Here is a 16,380-nt window from a genome sequence, read left to right as displayed (position 1 = left end):
CCCCCCCCCCCCCCCCCCCCCCCCCCCCCCCCCCCCCCCCCCCCCACCCCCCCCCCCCCCCCCCCCCCCCCCCCCCCCCCCCCCCCCCCCCCCCCGGCACCCACCCTCCCGAGAGCCACCCCCCTCACCCAGCCCCCCGCAGCGGAACACCCAACCCCGCCACCCCCTCCCGCAACCGCCCCCCGACATGCCCGATCAACCGCCCCAAATCCGCGCAGTACACCGACGGATGCCCGAACCCGTCCCCCGCCCACCGGTGCGCGTACAGCCCACCCCCGCAGACCCGGGCCAGCGGGCACCCCGAACAGACGGGCCCGAGCCCGGCGAGGCCGCGTTGGCGGGCCCGGAAGGCCGGGTGGGCGGCGGCGTCCGCGAACCCGTGCCGCCACACGTCCAGGCCCGTCCCCGGAGCACCGTCGTAGGCCACCTTGAGGCTGTCCGCCTGCTCGATGCTCCCGTCCGCCTCGACCACCACCAGGTCCACCGGCGTCAGCCCGACCGCCTCACTGGCCGCCCGCCCGCCGAGCAGCAGCACGGCCAGCTCCTCGAACAGCCGCACCCCGGTCTCTCGCCGCGGCGCGTCGTACCAGCGGTCGAAGGCGGCGATCAGCCACTCCCCGTACGGAGCCGGCTCCACCCCGGAGGGCGGCGCACCGGGCACCGCACGCCGCCGCAGCCCGGGCGGCGGCGCGAGCCAGGTCCCGTGCGGCAGCAGCAGGTCGAGCCGGGGCGGCGCGAACTCCAGCAGCGCCTCGTAGGTCTCCACCGGGTCCGCCGCGAGGTCGACCACGCACAGCAGGCCGGCGAACAGCTCCCGGTGCCGGTCCTGACCGAGCAGCCGTACGGCCTCGGCGGTCCGCGCCCAGCTGCCCGCGCCGGAGGGCAGCCGGCGGTGCCGGTCGTGGTCGGCCCGGGCGCCGTCCAGCGAGACCCCGACCGCGACCCGGTACCGGTGCAGCACGTCGAGCAGCGCCGGTTCCTCCAGCAGCCGCAGCCCGTTGGTCTGCAGGCCGAACCGCACCCGGGGCCCGCAGCCCGCCAACTCCCCGAGCAGCGCGTCCAGATGCCCGGCCCCCACCAACAGCGGCTCACCGCCGTGCAGCACCACCGACACTTCGTCCAGCCCGTGCTCGGCCGCGTGCTCGGCGATCCGCCGGGCGGTGCGGCGGACCGTCGCCAGCTCCATCCGCCGGGGCCGCCCCCGCCAACTCTGGTCCGCCCCCTCGTACACGTAGCAGTAGTCGCACGCCAGGTTGCACCGACTGTGGATCTTCAGCAGGAACTGCCGGAACGCCACCATGCCCGTGAGCCTAGTGCCGCCCGCCGGCTCTCCTGACTCCTCGTCACACGCGCGGCCGCGGCTGTCCCGCCGGTCACACGCGCGACTGCCCCTCCGTCACACGTGCGGCGGCTCCACGTCCGAGTCCAGCCGCGTCCCCGCCCGCACCGCCATCGTGGTCGGGTGCTCCTCGCCCAGCGTCACCCGCGCCCGCCGGATGCAGTCCGCCCGCAGCTCCGCGGCCCGTTCGGCGTGCCCGGCGGTGGCGAGCGACAGCGCGAGGTTGGAGTTGATGCCGATGGAGTCGTAGTGGTCCGGCCCGAGGGCCTCGGTCATCAGCGGCGCGGCCTCGAGTTCCACGTCGAGCGCGGCCTGCGTCTGCCCGGACAGCGCCAGGTCGTTGGCGTGGTTCATCATCGCGATCGGGATGTAGAGGTGGTGGGCGCCGAGGACGGTCCGGAACTGGGCCAGCGTGCGCCCGGACAGTTCCAGGGCCTCCTGGGTGCGGCCGGCCAGCCGCAGGTAGACCGACAGGTTGTTGGCGCCGGCCAGCGTGACCGGATGGTTCTCGCCCAGGTAGTCGCGGTACCGGGCCAGCGCCCTTTCCGCCAGCGGGATCGCCCGCGTGGTGTCGCCGAGGGCGTTGAGGTCGCTGGCCAGGTTGGTGGCGGCGGCCAGGGTGTCGGGGTGCTCGGCACCGTTGATGTCCAGGTAGCGCTGGTAGATGTCCTCGTCGATCTCCAGGGCCTCGTGGTACCGGCCGGCCCGCCGCAGCGCCACGGCGAGGTTCTTGCGGGCGCGCAGGGTGTCGGTGTGGCCGTCGCCGATGGTCTGCTGGTAGATCCGGACGGTCTCCTCCAGCAGGTCCAGGGCCTCCCGCAGCCGCCCGGTCTCGCGCAGGTCGCGGGCGTAGTTGGAGGCGGAGGAGAGCGCGTAGAGGCTGTGCGCGCCGAGCGCGTCGCGCTGCTGGAGGTAGTTGCTGCGGTGCCGTTCCAGGGCGGCCCGGCGGTCGCCGGCCAGGTAGTCGGAGACGGCCAGGTTGTTGGTGATCATCAGGGTGCGCGGGTGGTCCGGGCCGAGGGTGCGCCGGGCGGCGTCCAGGGTCCGGCGGTCGAGCGCCCGGGCCTCGTCGTAGCGGCCCAGGAAGCGCAGGTCGGCGCCGAGGCTGTTGGCGACGGCGAGGGTGTGCGAGTGCTCCGGGCCCAGGGTCGCGGTGAAACGCTCCAGGATGTCCCGGTCCATCTCGTACGCCTCCTGGAGAGCGCCCTGGGAGCGGCGGATGTTGCTCAGCTGGGTGCGCAGCATGAGCGTCTGGGCGTCGTTGTCGACGTCGAAGCCGGGCCCGCCGTAGCCGTCCTGGCGCCAGTGCTCCAGGGTCCGCTCGGCCAGTTCCCGGCCGGACTCGTGCAGACTGCGCTTCCACTGGTAGCGGACCGAGTCGATGATCCACTGCCGGACGTCCTCGTCGGCGCTGTCGACGGCCCCGGACGGCCACAGGTGGGGCAGGAGTTCGGCGTACTCGGCCCAGTTGGCGGGCACGTCCGGGTCACCGGGGTTGGCGGTGGCGAGTGCGGCGTGGACGACGCCGCGCAGTTCGGCCCGCCGCTCCTCCTCGACCTGGTCCCGGAGCACCGCCTGGACCAGCCGGTGCACGGTGATGGTCTCGCTGCCCTGGTCGGTGCGGGCGAGCCCGAACCGGTTGATGGCGCGCAGGAACTCCCCGATCGCCAGCTTGTCGCGGGGCGCGCGCGGGGGAAGCCGCAGGGCGCGGGTGACGGCGCGGCTGTAGAGCAGCCGCATCGGGATGGCGTCGGGGCCGAAGAAGGCGCAGATCTCCAGGATCTGGGCGGCCGGGGCGTTCATCCGGCGCAGTTCCTCGACCGAGATGCGCCAGGTCGCGGCGGCCGAGTGCGGGTAGTCGGCGGTGCGCAGCCGGGTGCGCTCCAGCATCTCGGTGAGTTCCTCGTCGAGGAGTTCGAGGTAGGTGGCGATCGGCATCGAGGTCTCCTGCAGCCAGACGGCGGCCTGGCCGACGGCGAGCGGCAGGTCGCCGAGGCGGTGCGCGACCTGGTCGGCGTCCTCCGGGGAGACTCCGCCGTTGAACCGGCGCAGCAGCCGGACGCTCTCCTCGCGGAGGAAGACGTCGACCTCCACCAGTCCGGCGTGCCGGGCCCAGCCCTGGTTGCGGGAGGTGATCAGCACGTGTCCGCCGGAGGAGCCGACCGGCTGCCAGGGGGCGAGTTCCTCGGGCGTGCCGGCGTTGTCGAAGACGAGCAGCCAGCGGCGGTAGGGCTGCCCGCGGCGCAGCGCGTCGAGCACGGCGGCGGCGGTGTGCGCGACGTCGTCGCTGGTGGGCACCCCGAGCCGGGGGGCGAGTTCGGCGAGCTTCTGCGGGATGTTGGCGGGCTCCTCGGCGGGCACCCACCAGACCACGTCGTACGCGGCCTTGAAGCGGTGCGCGTACTCGGCGGCGATCTGGGACTTGCCGGCGCCCCCGAAGCCGTAGAGCACCTGGCTGAGCACGGCGGCCGGGCCGCCGGTGAAGCGGTTGCGGAGCAGTTCGAGCAGCTTGCCGCGGCCGATGAAGGCGGCGTTGCGCGAGGGCGCCTCCTGGACCTGCGGTGCGGTGCCGGGGAAGCGCGCGGGCGCGATGATCTCGCCGCTGTCGCCGTCGAGTTGGCGGTTGCTGCCGGGCGGCGGGCCGAGTTCGCCGTACAGCTGGGACTCGGCGCCCGCCGCGGAGGAGCGGACCAGGTCGGGGGCGGCCTGCCCGGCGAACGGGCGGGGTACCGGCTCGTCCGAGTCCTGTAGCCGCAGGGCGACCAACGCCGGTGAGCCGGAGACGAGTTCGCGCCCTTGCAGGAGCTGCCAGACCTCGGCGGCGCGGGGCAGCGCGGTGTACTCGGGCGAGAGCAGGGCGAGCAGCCGGCCCTGGCCCTCGATCGGCCCGGCGACCTCTGGCGGCCGGGGGCCGGTGTACGGCTCGGCGGCGCTGTGCAGGGAGGCCTGGTAGCCGAAGCGGGTGAGGGTGCCGGCGGCCCACTCGGCCCACATCCGGTCCTCGGGGGCGTAGCTGACGAACACCTGGCGGGGCACCGCGCGGGCGGATCGCAGGTAGGCGCCGTAGAGCCGGCGGCGGGTCTCGGAGGTGAGCGGACGCAGGGTGCGGACCCGCCCGTCGGTGATCCAGCCGGCCAGCCGCTCGAAGGCGTTGAGCAGGCTGCGGGCCTCCTGCGGCCGGTCGGCGACGGTGGCGGGCACCTCCTCGTAGGCGTAGAAGGGTTTGTACGGCACTTCGACGTCGGCCCAGTAGCCGGCCCGGCGGTCCCCGGGCAGCCAGCGGCCGAGGTAGGGGGCGAAGGCCTCGCGGGCGTAGTCGCGGCCGGCCTCCAGGCGTTCCTGCTCGGCGTCCTCGACCCGCATCGGCACCGGCAGCACCCGGATCGCCCGCTCCTCGGCCTCGGCGATGGCGCGGGCCGCGTCGACGCCGCCGCGGATGTTCTGGGCGCTGAAGGTGAAGCAGTCCACGACGGTGTCGGGCATCAGGACGGTGCAGATGCCGGAGGTGTCGCTGACACCGGTACGGCTGTCGATGAGCACGTAGTCGTACGAGCGGGCCCAGCGTTCGCGCAGCTCGCGCAGGAACTCCCCGCCCCGGATGTCCCGGCCGTGGTAGAAGCTGCGCCAGTTGAAGCTGGTGACGGCGGCGGCGTAGGCGGCGTTCTGGCGGCCGGCCGGCAGGAAGTCGAGCCGTCCGCCGGGCGGCAGGTCGAGGGCGAGGCCGCAGAGGTAGCCGTCGAGGCGCCCTGGCTCGTCCAGCCAGGCGGCCGGCGGGAGGCCGACCGGCCCGGAGGCGGAGGGCAGCGCCTGCTTGACGTAGGAGCGCAGCAGGTCGATCAGGCCGTCGGTGGAGTGGAGTTCGGGGTCGACCAGGAGGGGGTGGTAGTAGCGGTGGAGGCCGGGCGCCTCCAGGTCCCAGTCGACGACCAGGACGCGCAGGCCCCGGCTGGCGAGGATCCAGCCGACGTTGGCGAGCGCCATGGTCCGGCCGGTGCCGCCCTTGAAGGAGTAGAACGTGACGACCGAGCCCGGTCCGCCGCGCTCCGGCCCCGTACCGGGCTCAGTGCTCATGGTCCTGGTCTCCCCTCAGCGGGACGGCGTTGTCCTTGCCACGACTCTGGTGCGGGAGGTCCTGCGGGCCCGGGCCCCGGACGGGCGGCGCGGACGGGTCCCGGCGGGGGCCCGGCGGGGCGGCCGGGATGGCCAGCCCGGGCATCGCCGCGCCGCCGCCGGGGCCGAAGCCGAAGGAGTCGTCGCCATCGTCCCCCCAATCCAAGTTGTCGTCCATCAGCTTGTTCTGAGCGACCGTCACCATGATGGTGAGGTCGCTGTCGAAGCTCTCCCGGCTCACGTTGACCCGGAACAAGTGCTCCAGGTCGCTCCGGCGCAGCCAGTTGCGCCGGAACACGTCACGCACGCCCGCCCACAACGCGTCGCGCTCCGGGCCGTCCGCCGGGTCGGCGCTGCCGGTGGGCACCATCACGCCGGTGACCGGGTGGTTCTGGTCGTCGTACTCGCGCAGCGCGGAGCGGTAGCGCCCGCCGCCGGCCACCCACGGGTCCACCAGCAGGATGCTGACCTGGCTGTCCTCACGGGCCTGGTCGAGCTTCCCGCCGAGGCCGTCGCCGACCTCCTCCAGCGTGGTGGTGTGGCCGGCGGCGGTGATCACCTGCTGGGCGCGCGCCGCCAGCGACGGCTGGGTGGGCGGGTGGTAGGGCGCCCAGTGCCAGGGCTTGGCGCCGTACCAGCCGCCCGCGTACGAGCCGCCCTCCGCCGCGGCCTCCGAGGCCCGGCCGGCCGCGATGAAGAGCCGCACCATGCCGGGGGCGGAGACCGCCTCGGGCGCCGCCGGGGGCGGGAAGTAGCCGCGCACGGCGCCGAGGTCGAACTCGGGCAGCTCGCCGAGTCGTCGCGCGGCCGCGTCCCGGATCCGCTCGGCGACCACCCGGACGACCTGCTCGTACGCCTCGCTCTGCGCGGTGCGCAGCAGGGCCCGCAGGCCGTGCCGGGCGTAGGCCTCCCCCATGTCCGGCTGGGCCCACTGGATCTTGGTGACCTCCTCGGCCAGTTCGCCGGGCACGACGGGCTCCCAGAGCACCGGGATCAGCGCCGAGATGAGCTCGCCGGAGTCCTCGTGGTGGCGCCGGACCCTCCCCCGGAAGGCCGTCCACTCCTTGCCGCAGTACAGGCTGGTGAAGTAGGCGGGCGAGTAGAGCGCGATCATGGTCCGGCTGCGGCCCAGCATGGCCGCCAGTTTCTCGGCCCAGTCGTCGCCGAGCCGCAGCTGCTCGGTGTCGCGGTAGGCGAGCTCCTCGACGCGGACGCCCGTCCCGACGAGCCGGCCGAGTTCGTCGCGCAGGTCGTTGAAGAACTGGTTGACGAAGGCGTCCTCGGCCTCGAAGTCTCGACGCGCGTAGCTGAAGAAGAAGTACGGGCGTTGCTGGTCCTGCTCCATCACCTGTTCCCCCCGTGCCCGACGGTGCCGCGACGGCGCTGGTTTCATACCCCAGCATGTCGTGAACTCCACCAGTCCTGACGGGGAGTTGGCGGACTCGGCCGCCTCGGGGGGTTTAGCCGGTGGTCAGGCGCACACCCTCGACCGGGTGCGCTCCGGCGCCCGGAGGCGCACCGGCGGGGGCGCGGGCGCGCCGAGGGGTGGTGGGCGGCGGGCCGCGCTACCGGTCGAGCGAGGACTGGAAGGCGGCGAGCGGCTCCGCGCCGGGCGTCAGGGCGTCCGCGACCACCCGGCGCAGCAGGTCACCGAGGACGGTGTCGGGCAGGGCGTCGAGCTCTTCGAGCGGCAGGGCGGTGACGTCGACCAGGTCAGAGCCGAGTCCATTGGCGGTTCCCGCACCGGTGACGCCCATCAGTCCCTCACTCGATCGTGCCGGCACAGCGCGTTGCTGGCCGGATGTGTATCGACCCAGGTCCGCGACGGGCATCCTACACCCGGGGCGTGACGGACCATCAGTTTCACGCGGACGCCGCGCCCGCGCCGACCCGGCCGGCCCACCGCCCCCGGTCGGCTCACGGGCAGAGGCGCTCCACCCGCCACCCCGTGGGGGCGGCCGGGTCGGCGAGGTAGCGCAGGCGGTCGTGGAGGCGGTTCTCGCGGCCCTGCCAGAACTCGACGGTCTCCGGGATCACCCGGTAGCCGCCCCAGAACGGCGGGACGGGGACGCCCTCGCCCTCCGGGTAGCGGCGTTCCAGCTCGGCGTAGCGCTGTTCGAGGACCTCGCGCCCGCTCACCGGGCTGGACTGCTCGCTCGCCCAGGCGCCCAGCTGGGAGCCGTGCGGGCGGGTGCGGAAGTAGGCGGCGGTCTCGTCCCGGCCGACCTTCTCGACCCGGCCCTGGACGATCACCTGGCGGGCCAGCGCGACCCACGGGAACAGCAGCGCGGCGTGCGGGTTGACGGCGAGCTCGGAGCCCTTGCGGGAGCCGTAGTTGGTGAAGAACACGAAGCCGCGCCGGTCGTAGCCCTTGAGCAGGACGGTGCGCGAGCTGGGCCGCCCCTCGGCGTCGGCGGTGGAGAGCACCATCGCGTTGGGTTCCGTCACCCCGGCGTCGTCCGCCTCGTGGAACCAGCGGGTGAACTGGCCGATCGGCTCGGGCGCGAGCTGCTCCTCGACCAGGCCCTCGTGGGTGTAGTGCTTGCGCATCACGGTGAGGTCCGGGCCGGGGCGGGCCTCGTCGGCCAGGGACCGGGTGACGGGGCTCGGGGGCGTCGACTGGGCGCGTTCCGGGGTCTGCACGCCAACATCATCCCGTACGACAAGCAACCGGCACCGCTACCTCCGGACAAACCCCGGTCGGAGATAAGGTGACTCGCCACCGCGTGGCCGTCCGTCGTACGGGGAATTGCCCGGAACCAGGCGTTTTGGTTCCGGGTCGCTCCCGGGCACGACCGACCCTCGTCGGAAAGTCAAGCGGGCCCACGGCAAAGATCACCACGGTGGTGTCTGGCGCAATGCACCCCGTGCCTGTCACCCTGGCACCGAGTGCCAACCACGATTCGGTCACTGGCGCGCCGCCCCACCACGGCGGAGCGCCGATCGCAGAACTGAAGGAGCCGTCGCATGTCCGATTTCGTACCCGGGCTTGAGGGAGTCGTCGCGTTCGAGAGCGAGATCGCCGAGCCCGACCGTGAAGGCGGCGCCCTGCGGTACCGCGGTGTCGACATCGACGACCTGGTCGGCAACGTCTCCTTCGGCCACGTCTGGGGCCTCCTCGTGGACGGCAAGTTCAACCCCGGCCTGCCGGCCGCCGAGCCGTTCCCGATCCCGGTGCACTCCGGCGACATCCGGGTCGACGTGCAGTCCGCGCTCGCCATGCTCGCCCCGGTCTGGGGCCTCAAGCCGCTGCTGGACATCTCCGCCGAGGAGGCCCGCGACGACCTCGCCAGGGCCGCCGTGATGGCGCTGTCCTACGTCGCCCAGTCGGCCCGCGGCCAGGGCCTGCCGATGGTCCCGCAGAGCGAGATCGACAAGGCCGAGACGGTCGTCGAGCGGTTCATGATCCGCTGGCGTGGCGAGCCGGACCCGAAGCACGTCAAGGCCGTCGACGCCTACTGGACCTCGGCCGCCGAGCACGGCATGAACGCCTCCACCTTCACCGCCCGGGTCATCGCCTCCACCGGCGCCGACGTCGCGGCCGCGCTCTCCGGCGCGGTCGGCGCGATGTCCGGCCCGCTGCACGGCGGCGCCCCCTCCCGCGTGCTCGGCATGATCGAGGAGATCGAGCGCACCGGCGACGCCACCGCCTGGGTCAAGAACGCCCTGGACAAGGGCGAGCGCCTGATGGGCTTCGGCCACCGTGTCTACCGCGCCGAGGACCCGCGCGCCCGCGTGCTGCGCCGCACCGCCAAGGAGCTCGGCGCGCCGCGCTTCGAGGTCGCCGAGGCGCTGGAGAAGGCCGCGCTGGAGGAGCTGCACAACCGCCGCCCCGACCGCGTGCTGGCCACCAACGTCGAGTTCTGGGCCGCCATCATGCTGGACTTCGCCGAGGTCCCGGCGCACATGTTCACCTCGATGTTCACCTGCGCCCGCACCGCCGGCTGGTCGGCGCACATCCTGGAGCAGAAGCGCACGGGCCGGCTCGTGCGCCCCTCCGCGCGCTACGTCGGCCCCGGCCCGCGCCGTCCCGAGGAGATCGAGGGCTGGGACGCCATCGCCCGCTGATCACCCCGGACGCGCGTCCGAACAGTGCCCCTGAGCAGCGGGTCCGGCCTCGGCCGGGCCCGCTGTCGGCGTCTCTGAGCAGCCGAGATCACAGTCTCAGCGGGCGGACGACCGTACCCCCGGCGGGCCCCCGGCCGGTAGGCTGCGCGCGTGGCTCAGATCCAGATCCCCGCTGACATCAAGCCCGCAGACGGCCGTTTCGGCTGCGGACCGTCCAAGGTGCGCCCCGAGGCCCTGAGTGCCCTCGCCGCCACCCAGACCTCCCTGCTCGGCACCTCGCACCGCCAGGCCCCGGTCAAGAACCTGGTCAAGCGCGTACGCGAGGGCGTGAGCAGCCTCTTCTCGCTGCCGGACGACTACCAGGTCGTGCTCGGCAACGGCGGCTCCACCGCCTTCTGGGACATCGCCGCCTTCGGCCTGGTGCGGGAGAAGTCCCAGCACCTGGACTTCGGCGAGTTCTCCTCGAAGTTCGCCTCCTCGGTCAAGGCCGCCCCGTGGCTGGCCGAGCCGACCGTGATCAAGACCGCCCCGGGCACCCACCCGCTGCCGGTCGCCGAGGCCGGCGTGGACGTCTACGGGCTCACCCACAACGAGACCTCGACCGGCGTCGCGATGCCGATCAAGCGCCCGGCCGGCGCGGACGAGGGCTCGCTGGTCCTGGTGGACGCCACCTCGGGCGCCGGCGGCCTGCCGGTGGACATCACCGAGACCGACGTCTACTACTTCGCCCCGCAGAAGTCCTTCGCCTCGGAGGGCGGCCTGTGGCTGGCCACCTTCTCCCCGGCCGCCCTGGAGCGCGCCGCCGAGATCGCCGCCTCCGACCGCTACGTCCCGCCGTTCTTCTCGCTGCCGACGGCCATCGACAACTCGTCGAAGGACCAGACGTACAACACCCCGTCGATCGCCACGCTCTTCCTGCTGGCCGACCAGCTGGAGTGGCTGAACGGCAACGGCGGGCTGGACTGGGCCGTCGCCCGCACCGCCGACTCCTCGTCCCGGCTGTACGCCTGGGCCGAGAAGTCCGCCTTCGCCACCCCGTTCGTGGCGAACCCGGCCGAGCGCTCCCAGGTGGTCGGCACCATCGACTTCGACGAGTCGGTGGACGCCGCCGCGGTCGCCAAGGCACTGCGTGCCAACGGCATCGTGGACACCGAGCCGTACCGCAAGCTGGGCCGCAACCAGCTGCGCATCGCGATGTTCCCGGCGATCGACCCGGCGGACGTCGAGGCGCTCACCCAGTGCATCGACTACGTGGTCGAGCAGCTCTGAAACAGCTCGAAGCAGCCGCCGGAGCAGCCGCCGAGGCGTACGTGAGGGCCACCACCCCCGGGGTGGTGGCCCTCACGGCCGTTCCGGGCCTACCGGCCGACCAGTGAGCTGATCAGCACGACGACCAGCAGCAGCAGCAGGGTGCCGGAGACGATGCGCATACGAGTCTTGGGATCCACGGTCAACGAGCGTACCTCCGCCGCACGCCGGAGCGGACGGCGAGGGCGGCCCGGACGGCGAGGGCGGCCCGGAGCTCAGCACCAGTCCGCCAGCGCCCAGGAGCCCAGCGACTCGTAGTGCGCGAAGCCGCCGTCCAGGTCGCTCTTCATCAGGTGCAGCTCGGCGGCCTCCCACTCCGGCCCCCGGTAGTCCGTCAGCGCCGCCGTCAGCCCGTCCAGCTCGGCCGCCGCGACCCGCTGGACGGCCCGCCGGTGGCCGCGCGAGGAACCGGCCCGGGCGAGGGTGAGGTGCGGGTGGAAGGCGAAGCTGTCGGTGGACTCCCCGACCACCTCGGCGACGGCCTCGGTGACGGCCTCGGCCAGTCGGCGCAGCGCCCAGGTCTGGCCCTCCACGCCGGCCCAGAGCACCCGGTCGCCGAACCGGCCGGCACCCGCGATCCGCAACCGGTGCACGGGGTGGACCTCGGCGACGCCGGCCAGGCCCGCCTCCAGCTCCGGCAGCCGCTCGGGCGCCACCTCGCCGAGGAAGGCCAGGGTGAGGTGCCAGCCCTCCACGGTGGTCCAGCGCAGCCGGTCCGCCCCGGGCAGGCCGCGCACCGGCTCGACCGCGTCGTAGAGCCCCTGCAGCGCCGCGACCGGCGGGATCACCGCCACGAAAAGCCTCATGTGCCCATCTTCCCGCGCCTGCCGCGGGGCGGGCGGCTCGGGGCGGGCGCCCCCGGGCATCCACCGGGCCTCCCCGGGCGCTACCGGGCGCTACCGGGCGCCGGCGGGCGCGGGGGGTGTCCTCCCGTCCGTTTCTGGGCTAGAACGGCTCCATGATCGATTCCAGCGGCATGAAGATCCGCACCGGAGGCCCCGAGGACATCCCCGACATCCTCGCCCTGCTCGACGGCGCCGTGGCCTGGCTGGCCGGCCAGGGCCGCACCGGCCAGTGGGGCGACCGACCGTTCAGCACCTCGCCCGCCCGGGTCGAGCACATCGAGCAGTACGGCCGCGAGCCCTTCCTGATCCGGCTCGCCGTGGACGACGAGGGCCGTACGGTCGGCTCCTGCGTGCTGTCCGAGGAGCGCGGCGCGTACATCCCCGCCGTGGACGAGCGCGAACTGTACGTCCGCAACCTGGTCACCGACCGCGCCCGCAAGGGTTCGGGGATCGGCGCCGCGCTGATCGCCGACGCGGTCGAGGAGGCCCGCCGACGCGGCATCGGCCTGCTGCGGGTGGACTGCTACGGCGGCGCCGACCGCCGGCTGGTCGCCCAGTACCGCGCGCTCGGCTTCACCGAGACCGAGGGCTTCGAGGTCGAGCAGCCGAACGGCGTCTGGCCGGGCCAGGTCCTCGCCATCCGGCTCTGACCTCCCTGCGGCCCTGCCCGACGCCGGGCTCCCGCCGACGGCGGGTCCCCGGAGGCCGCCACGGCCTCCGGGGACCCGTCACACCGTCAGCAGGCGGCGGCCAGCTCGGACGTGCGCGGCGCGCTGGCCCGCGGCACGACGGCCACCACCCGGCCGCCGCGGCCCGGGTGCAGGTCGAAGCGCACCCGCAGGTCCGCGCTGCGGGCCAGCACCAGGCCGACCGCACCGGCCGCCAGCGCGGACACCAGCCCGCAGGCCAGCAGGCCGAGCCGGGGCCCGTACGAGGCGGTCACCCAGCCGACGACCGGGGCGCCGATCGGCGTGCCGCCGGTGAAGACCAGCACCAGCAGGCCCATCACCCGGCCGCGCATCTCGGGGTCGGTGGCCAGCTGCAGCATGGAGTTGACCGAGGTGTTGAAGCTCAGCCCGAACACGCCGATCAGCATCAGCAGCAGCGCGAAGGTCCAGTAGTCGGGCGCGAAGGCCGCGACCACCTCCAGCGTGCCGAAGGCCAGCGCCGCGCCCACCAGTCGGCGCAGCCGGGGCGCGCCCCGGCGGGCGGCGAGCAGGGCGCCGGCCAGCGAGCCGACCGCCATCGCGGTGTTCAGCAGACCGTACTGGCCGGCTCCCACCTTGAAGGTGTCGTACGCGAAACCGGACAGCAGCGTCGGGAAGTTGAAGCCGAAGGTCCCGATGAACCCGGCCAGCACCATCGGCCAGAGCAGCTCGGGCCGCTCCTTCACGTACCGCAGGCCCTCCCGCAGCTGTCCCTTCTCGCGGGCGATCGGCTCGGTCGGGCGCAGTTCGCCCTCCCGCATCGCCAGCAGTCCGCCGATCACGGCGGCGAAGGACAGCGCGTTGACGGCGAAGGCCCAGCCGCTGCCGACCGCGGCGATCAGCAGGCCCGCGACGGCGGGGCCGACCAGGCGGGCGGTCTGGAAGTTGGCGGCGTTCAGGCTGACGGCGTTGGCGAGGTCCTTGGGCCCGACCATCTCGGAGACGAAGGCCTGCCGGGTCGGGTTGTCCACCACGGTGACCAGGCCGAGCAGCAGCGCGAAGGCGTACACGTAGTACGGCGTCACCACGCCGCCGACGGTCAGCACCGCGAGGCCCGCGGCGAGCAGGCCCATCGCGCCCTGGGTGTAGATCAGCAGCCGGCGCTTGGGCATCCGGTCGGCGAGCACGCCGCCGAACAGGCCGAGCAGCAGCATCGGCAGGAACTGCATGGCGGTGGTGATGCCGACCGCGAGCGGGCTGCCGGTGAGGCTCAGCACCAGCCAGTCCTGGGCGATCCGCTGCATCCAGGTCCCGGTGTTGGACACCACCTGGCCGGCGAAGTAGTAGCGGTAGTTGCGCACGCGCAAGGAGGAGAACATCCCCCCGGGCCGGGTGAACCGGGCGCCTGTCGGGGAGGAGAGGGGCCGAGCGGTGCTCGTCGCCGGACGGGTGGTGGCGGGCGACGGGCGGGACGCGTGGCTGCGGCCCTGAGCGGCGGAGTCCGCCGCGGTGCGTTCGTCGGGGTCGTCGTCGCCGCTGCCGGGCAGCCCCGTGGGGGCGGGTGCCTGGGCGTCGGCGGCCGCGGCGCTCGCCGCGGCGGGGTCGGTGGTCGGTTCGTCGGTACGGATGCGGATGGCGGCGGCGCTGGCTGCGGCCGGCGGTGTCACGGTGGTCTCCCCTCGCGGCGCGACGGCCATGGCGGTGGCCGTCGCGCTCCTGGTGTTCGTGGTCGGTCCTGCGGTGATGCTTGCTCCTTCGTCTCCCGGCGGCCGGCCGGGTTCGGTGTGCCTAGAGGTGTGCGAGCTTGTAGAGCACGGGCGCGGCCTCCCGGAGGACGGCCCATTCCTCCTCGTCGAGCCCTTGGGCGAGCTCGGCGAGCCAGACGTTTCGGCGCCGGCGACTCTCCGCGAGGATCGTCTCGGCCTGCTCGGTGCTGCTGACGACCACCTGCCGGCGGTCCTCGGGGTGCGGCTCCCGCCGCACCAGCCCCTTCTCCTCCAGCATCGCGACGATCCTGGTCATCGAAGGAGGCTGCACGTGCTCCTTCCGGGCGAGCTCACCCGGCGTCGCCTTCCCGCACCGGGCGAGGGTGCCCAGCACTCCCATCTCGGTGGGACTCAGCGACTCCTCCACCCGCTGGTGTTTGAGTCGTCGGGAGAGGCGCATCGTGGACGACCGCAGCTGACTGATGGCTGCGAGGTCCTGCTCGGACATCTCGGGCATCTCTTTAGACTACGTCATTACCCTCGCTAAAGAAAATCCGCCTCCCACCGAGCCGGAGCACCGGCCCGGTGCCATATTGGTCAGTGGGTGATCGTTCCCGTCTCCCGGAAGGGCCGACCAGACATGTCCGACCTCGCCGCCGAGCAGTCCCAGCCGCCCGCGCCGCCCGCGCAGTCCGCGCAGCCCGGGCAGGACGACACCGGGTTCGCCCGGCTCGCCATGGTCACCATCGACTGCGCCGACCCGGTCGCCCTGGCGTCGTTCTACGGCGAGCTACTGGGGTGGGAGACCCGGCACGTGGACGAGAACTTCGCGATCCTGGACAACCCGGAGGGCGGCAGCCCGCTCGGCTTCGGCCGGGTCACCGGGTACCGGCCGGAGCCGTGGACGGAGCCGGACGGGAGCAAGCACTTCCACCTGGACTTCTACGTGGACGACCTGGAGGAGTCCACCGCGAGGGCCCTCGCGCTCGGCGCGACCCAGCCCGCGTACCAGCACGGGCGCACGCTCAAGGTGCTGATCGACCCGGCCGGCCACCCGTTCGGACTAGCCCCGCTGGAGTAAGCCACAAAGGGGCCCGGGGAGCCTGGGGAGGGGATGTCAGGGCTTGGTGTCAAGATCATGCAGATGGCGTAAAAGCCTGCTCTGACCTGGGACTTCACGAAAAAAGCGAACGTTGTGCGGCCGCCGGGCAGTGGCTACTGTCCCCGATTGTCAGGGGCACCACACGCCAGGTCCCCCCTCGGCGGACCCCTTTTCGCTGTTGTCGTGGCCGCTTCCGCGCTCCCTCTCGTCCCGGCAGCCCCGGCCGAACCGCGTCCGCCTCCGGCCCTGGTGCCCGCAACCTCGCCTCCAGGGAGCTCAATTGGGTGCGATCCACCATGCCGACCACGGCTGGGTGACACCGGCGGTCTCGTACTTCGTCGCCTGCCTCGGGGCCTTCGTGGCCTTGCGCAGCGCCCGCTGGGCGCTGGTCTCCAAGGGCAAGACCCGCGCGGTCTGGCTGCTCTTCGCGTCCACCTCGCTCGGCGCCGGCATCTGGTCCATGCACTTCATCGCGATGCTCGGCTTCTCGGTGAGCGGCGTCCAGATCAGCTACCAGCCCGGGCTGACGGTGCTCAGCCTGCTGGTCGCCGTGGCCGTGGTCGGCATCGGCCTGTTCACCGTCGGGTACTGGCGCCGGCGGCCCGTCCTGGCACTGCTGGTCGGCGGGCTGACCACCGGCCTCGGGGTCGCCGCGATGCACTACCTGGGCATGGCCGCGATGGTCCTGCCGGGCCGGCTCGGCTACGACCACCTGACGGTGGGGCTGTCGATCGGCATCGCCGTGTTCGCGGCGACGGCAGCGCTCTGGGCCGCGCTGAACATCCGGGGCACGCTCGCCGTCCTGGCGGCCGCGCCGGTGATGGGCGTGGCGGTCTGCGCGATGCACTACACCGGTATGGCGGCGCTGTCGGTGCAGGTGGACTTCTCGCACTCCACCCAGGACGGCGTGATGGCCCTGCAGTTCATCTTCCCGCTCGGGGTCGGGCTCGGCTGCTACGTCTTCTTCGGCTCGCTGGCCTTCGCCGTCTCGCCGAGCCGCCCCAGCTCCCAGCCGCTGCTGGCCGGTCCGGCCGCGCCGCTGCCGCCGCGGGCGCCCCGGCCGCCCCGCGTCCCGCAGCAGCGGGCGGCCGGGGCGGGCGTCCGGCGCTGAGCGCGGGTCCGTACGCGGGCGCGGGGGCCGGCCGGGGGGGGGGGCCCGGCCCCCCCCCCCCCCGGGGCCCCCGCCCCGGCCCCCCCCGCCCCCCCCCCCGCGGCGCCCCCCGCCCCCCCCCGCCCGGCCTGGGGGCCAAGTACC

The 16,380-nt window shown here is 73.7% G+C and carries 13 protein-coding genes; 5 read left to right on the top strand and 8 right to left on the bottom strand.

Annotated features, from left to right (window positions below):
- Positions 1–124: 124 nt before the first annotated feature.
- From ACIRD3_RS36385 to pdxH, 5 genes are all read right to left on the bottom strand, one after another.
- Positions 125–1,300, bottom strand: coding sequence for an FxsB family cyclophane-forming radical SAM/SPASM peptide maturase (locus ACIRD3_RS36385; protein ID WP_402225311.1), 1,176 nt, complete (start codon positions 1,298–1,300; stop codon positions 125–127).
- A gap of 96 nt (positions 1,301–1,396) precedes the next feature.
- Entirely contained in the window at positions 1,397–5,410 is a 4,014-nt protein-coding gene (gene fxsT, locus ACIRD3_RS36380; RefSeq protein ID WP_402225308.1) for an FxSxx-COOH system tetratricopeptide repeat protein, read from the bottom strand.
- Positions 5,400–6,794: a TIR-like protein FxsC gene (locus tag ACIRD3_RS36375; RefSeq protein ID WP_402225305.1), complete on the bottom strand. Its 1,395-nt coding sequence runs from the start codon at positions 6,792–6,794 to the stop codon at positions 5,400–5,402. The genes fxsT and ACIRD3_RS36375 overlap by 11 nt, the downstream gene beginning before the upstream one ends.
- Positions 6,795–7,014: 220 nt before the next feature.
- Positions 7,015–7,206, bottom strand: a complete 192-nt coding sequence (gene fxsA, locus ACIRD3_RS36370; protein WP_402225302.1) for an FxSxx-COOH cyclophane-containing RiPP peptide — start codon at positions 7,204–7,206, stop codon at positions 7,015–7,017.
- Between the two features lie 160 nt (positions 7,207–7,366).
- On the bottom strand, positions 7,367–7,999 hold the full coding sequence (pdxH, locus tag ACIRD3_RS36365) for a pyridoxamine 5'-phosphate oxidase (protein ID WP_402225320.1): 633 nt from the start codon (positions 7,997–7,999) through the stop codon (positions 7,367–7,369).
- A 417-nt stretch (positions 8,000–8,416) separates the two neighbouring features.
- Between pdxH and ACIRD3_RS36360 the strand changes: the two genes are divergently transcribed.
- Positions 8,417–9,517: a citrate synthase 2 gene (locus tag ACIRD3_RS36360; protein ID WP_402225299.1), complete on the top strand. Its 1,101-nt coding sequence runs from the start codon at positions 8,417–8,419 to the stop codon at positions 9,515–9,517.
- 150 nt (positions 9,518–9,667) lie between these two features.
- Positions 9,668–10,786, top strand: a complete 1,119-nt coding sequence (gene serC / locus ACIRD3_RS36355; RefSeq protein WP_402225297.1) for a phosphoserine transaminase — start codon at positions 9,668–9,670, stop codon at positions 10,784–10,786.
- Positions 10,787–11,040: 254 nt separating this feature from the next.
- On the opposite strand, the gene thpR is transcribed toward serC, so the two are convergent.
- Entirely contained in the window at positions 11,041–11,631 is a 591-nt protein-coding gene (thpR, locus tag ACIRD3_RS36350) for an RNA 2',3'-cyclic phosphodiesterase (RefSeq protein WP_402225294.1), read from the bottom strand.
- Positions 11,632–11,783: 152 nt separating this feature from the next.
- On the opposite strand from thpR, the gene ACIRD3_RS36345 reads away from it, so the two are divergent.
- A complete protein-coding gene (locus tag ACIRD3_RS36345) occupies positions 11,784–12,320 on the top strand; it encodes a GNAT family N-acetyltransferase (RefSeq protein ID WP_402225291.1) in 537 nt (178 codons plus the stop codon).
- 86 nt (positions 12,321–12,406) lie between these two features.
- On the opposite strand, the gene ACIRD3_RS36340 is transcribed toward ACIRD3_RS36345, so the two are convergent.
- The gene (locus tag ACIRD3_RS36340; RefSeq protein ID WP_402225288.1) at positions 12,407–13,984 is read right to left on the bottom strand and encodes an MFS transporter; all 1,578 of its coding nucleotides are present in this window, start codon (positions 13,982–13,984) and stop codon (positions 12,407–12,409) included.
- Positions 13,985–14,105: 121 nt separating this feature from the next.
- Positions 14,106–14,540 (bottom strand): MarR family winged helix-turn-helix transcriptional regulator, encoded by a 435-nt coding sequence (locus tag ACIRD3_RS36335; protein WP_030235202.1) that lies wholly within the window; start codon positions 14,538–14,540, stop codon positions 14,106–14,108.
- 123 nt (positions 14,541–14,663) lie between these two features.
- Here ACIRD3_RS36335 and ACIRD3_RS36330 point away from each other — a divergent pair, with 123 nt between their 5' ends.
- Positions 14,664–15,104 carry a VOC family protein gene (locus ACIRD3_RS36330; protein WP_402225285.1) on the top strand — a complete coding sequence of 147 codons (441 nt, stop codon included), beginning with the start codon at positions 14,664–14,666 and terminating at the stop codon, positions 15,102–15,104.
- 301 nt (positions 15,105–15,405) lie between these two features.
- The gene (locus ACIRD3_RS36325; RefSeq protein WP_402225283.1) at positions 15,406–16,236 is read left to right on the top strand and encodes an MHYT domain-containing protein; all 831 of its coding nucleotides are present in this window, start codon (positions 15,406–15,408) and stop codon (positions 16,234–16,236) included.
- The last annotated feature ends 144 nt before the right edge of the window (positions 16,237–16,380 follow it).

Source organism: Kitasatospora sp. NPDC093550, assembly GCF_044764985.1.
Classification (GTDB): domain Bacteria; phylum Actinomycetota; class Actinomycetes; order Streptomycetales; family Streptomycetaceae; genus Kitasatospora.
Note: the sequence above shows the minus strand (reverse complement) of the source record. Positions and strands in the feature narration are given on the sequence as shown.

What these genes read in the sequence shown, in the direction of transcription:
- ACIRD3_RS36385 (WP_402225311.1), bottom strand. Translation starts at nt 1,300, where the DNA reads ATGGTGGCGTTCCGGCAGTTCCTGCTGAAGATCCACAGTCGGTGCAAC.
- fxsT (WP_402225308.1), bottom strand. Translation starts at nt 5,410, where the DNA reads ATGAGCACTGAGCCCGGTACGGGGCCGGAGCGCGGCGGACCGGGCTCG.
- ACIRD3_RS36375 (WP_402225305.1), bottom strand. Translation starts at nt 6,794, where the DNA reads ATGGAGCAGGACCAGCAACGCCCGTACTTCTTCTTCAGCTACGCGCGT.
- fxsA (WP_402225302.1), bottom strand. Translation starts at nt 7,206, where the DNA reads ATGGGCGTCACCGGTGCGGGAACCGCCAATGGACTCGGCTCTGACCTG.
- pdxH (WP_402225320.1), bottom strand. Translation starts at nt 7,999, where the DNA reads ATGCGCAAGCACTACACCCACGAGGGCCTGGTCGAGGAGCAGCTCGCG.
- ACIRD3_RS36360 (WP_402225299.1), top strand. Translation starts at nt 8,417, where the DNA reads ATGTCCGATTTCGTACCCGGGCTTGAGGGAGTCGTCGCGTTCGAGAGC.
- thpR (WP_402225294.1), bottom strand. Translation starts at nt 11,631, where the DNA reads ATGAGGCTTTTCGTGGCGGTGATCCCGCCGGTCGCGGCGCTGCAGGGG.
- ACIRD3_RS36345 (WP_402225291.1), top strand. Translation starts at nt 11,784, where the DNA reads ATGATCGATTCCAGCGGCATGAAGATCCGCACCGGAGGCCCCGAGGAC.
- ACIRD3_RS36335 (WP_030235202.1), bottom strand. Translation starts at nt 14,540, where the DNA reads ATGCCCGAGATGTCCGAGCAGGACCTCGCAGCCATCAGTCAGCTGCGG.
- ACIRD3_RS36330 (WP_402225285.1), top strand. Translation starts at nt 14,664, where the DNA reads ATGTCCGACCTCGCCGCCGAGCAGTCCCAGCCGCCCGCGCCGCCCGCG.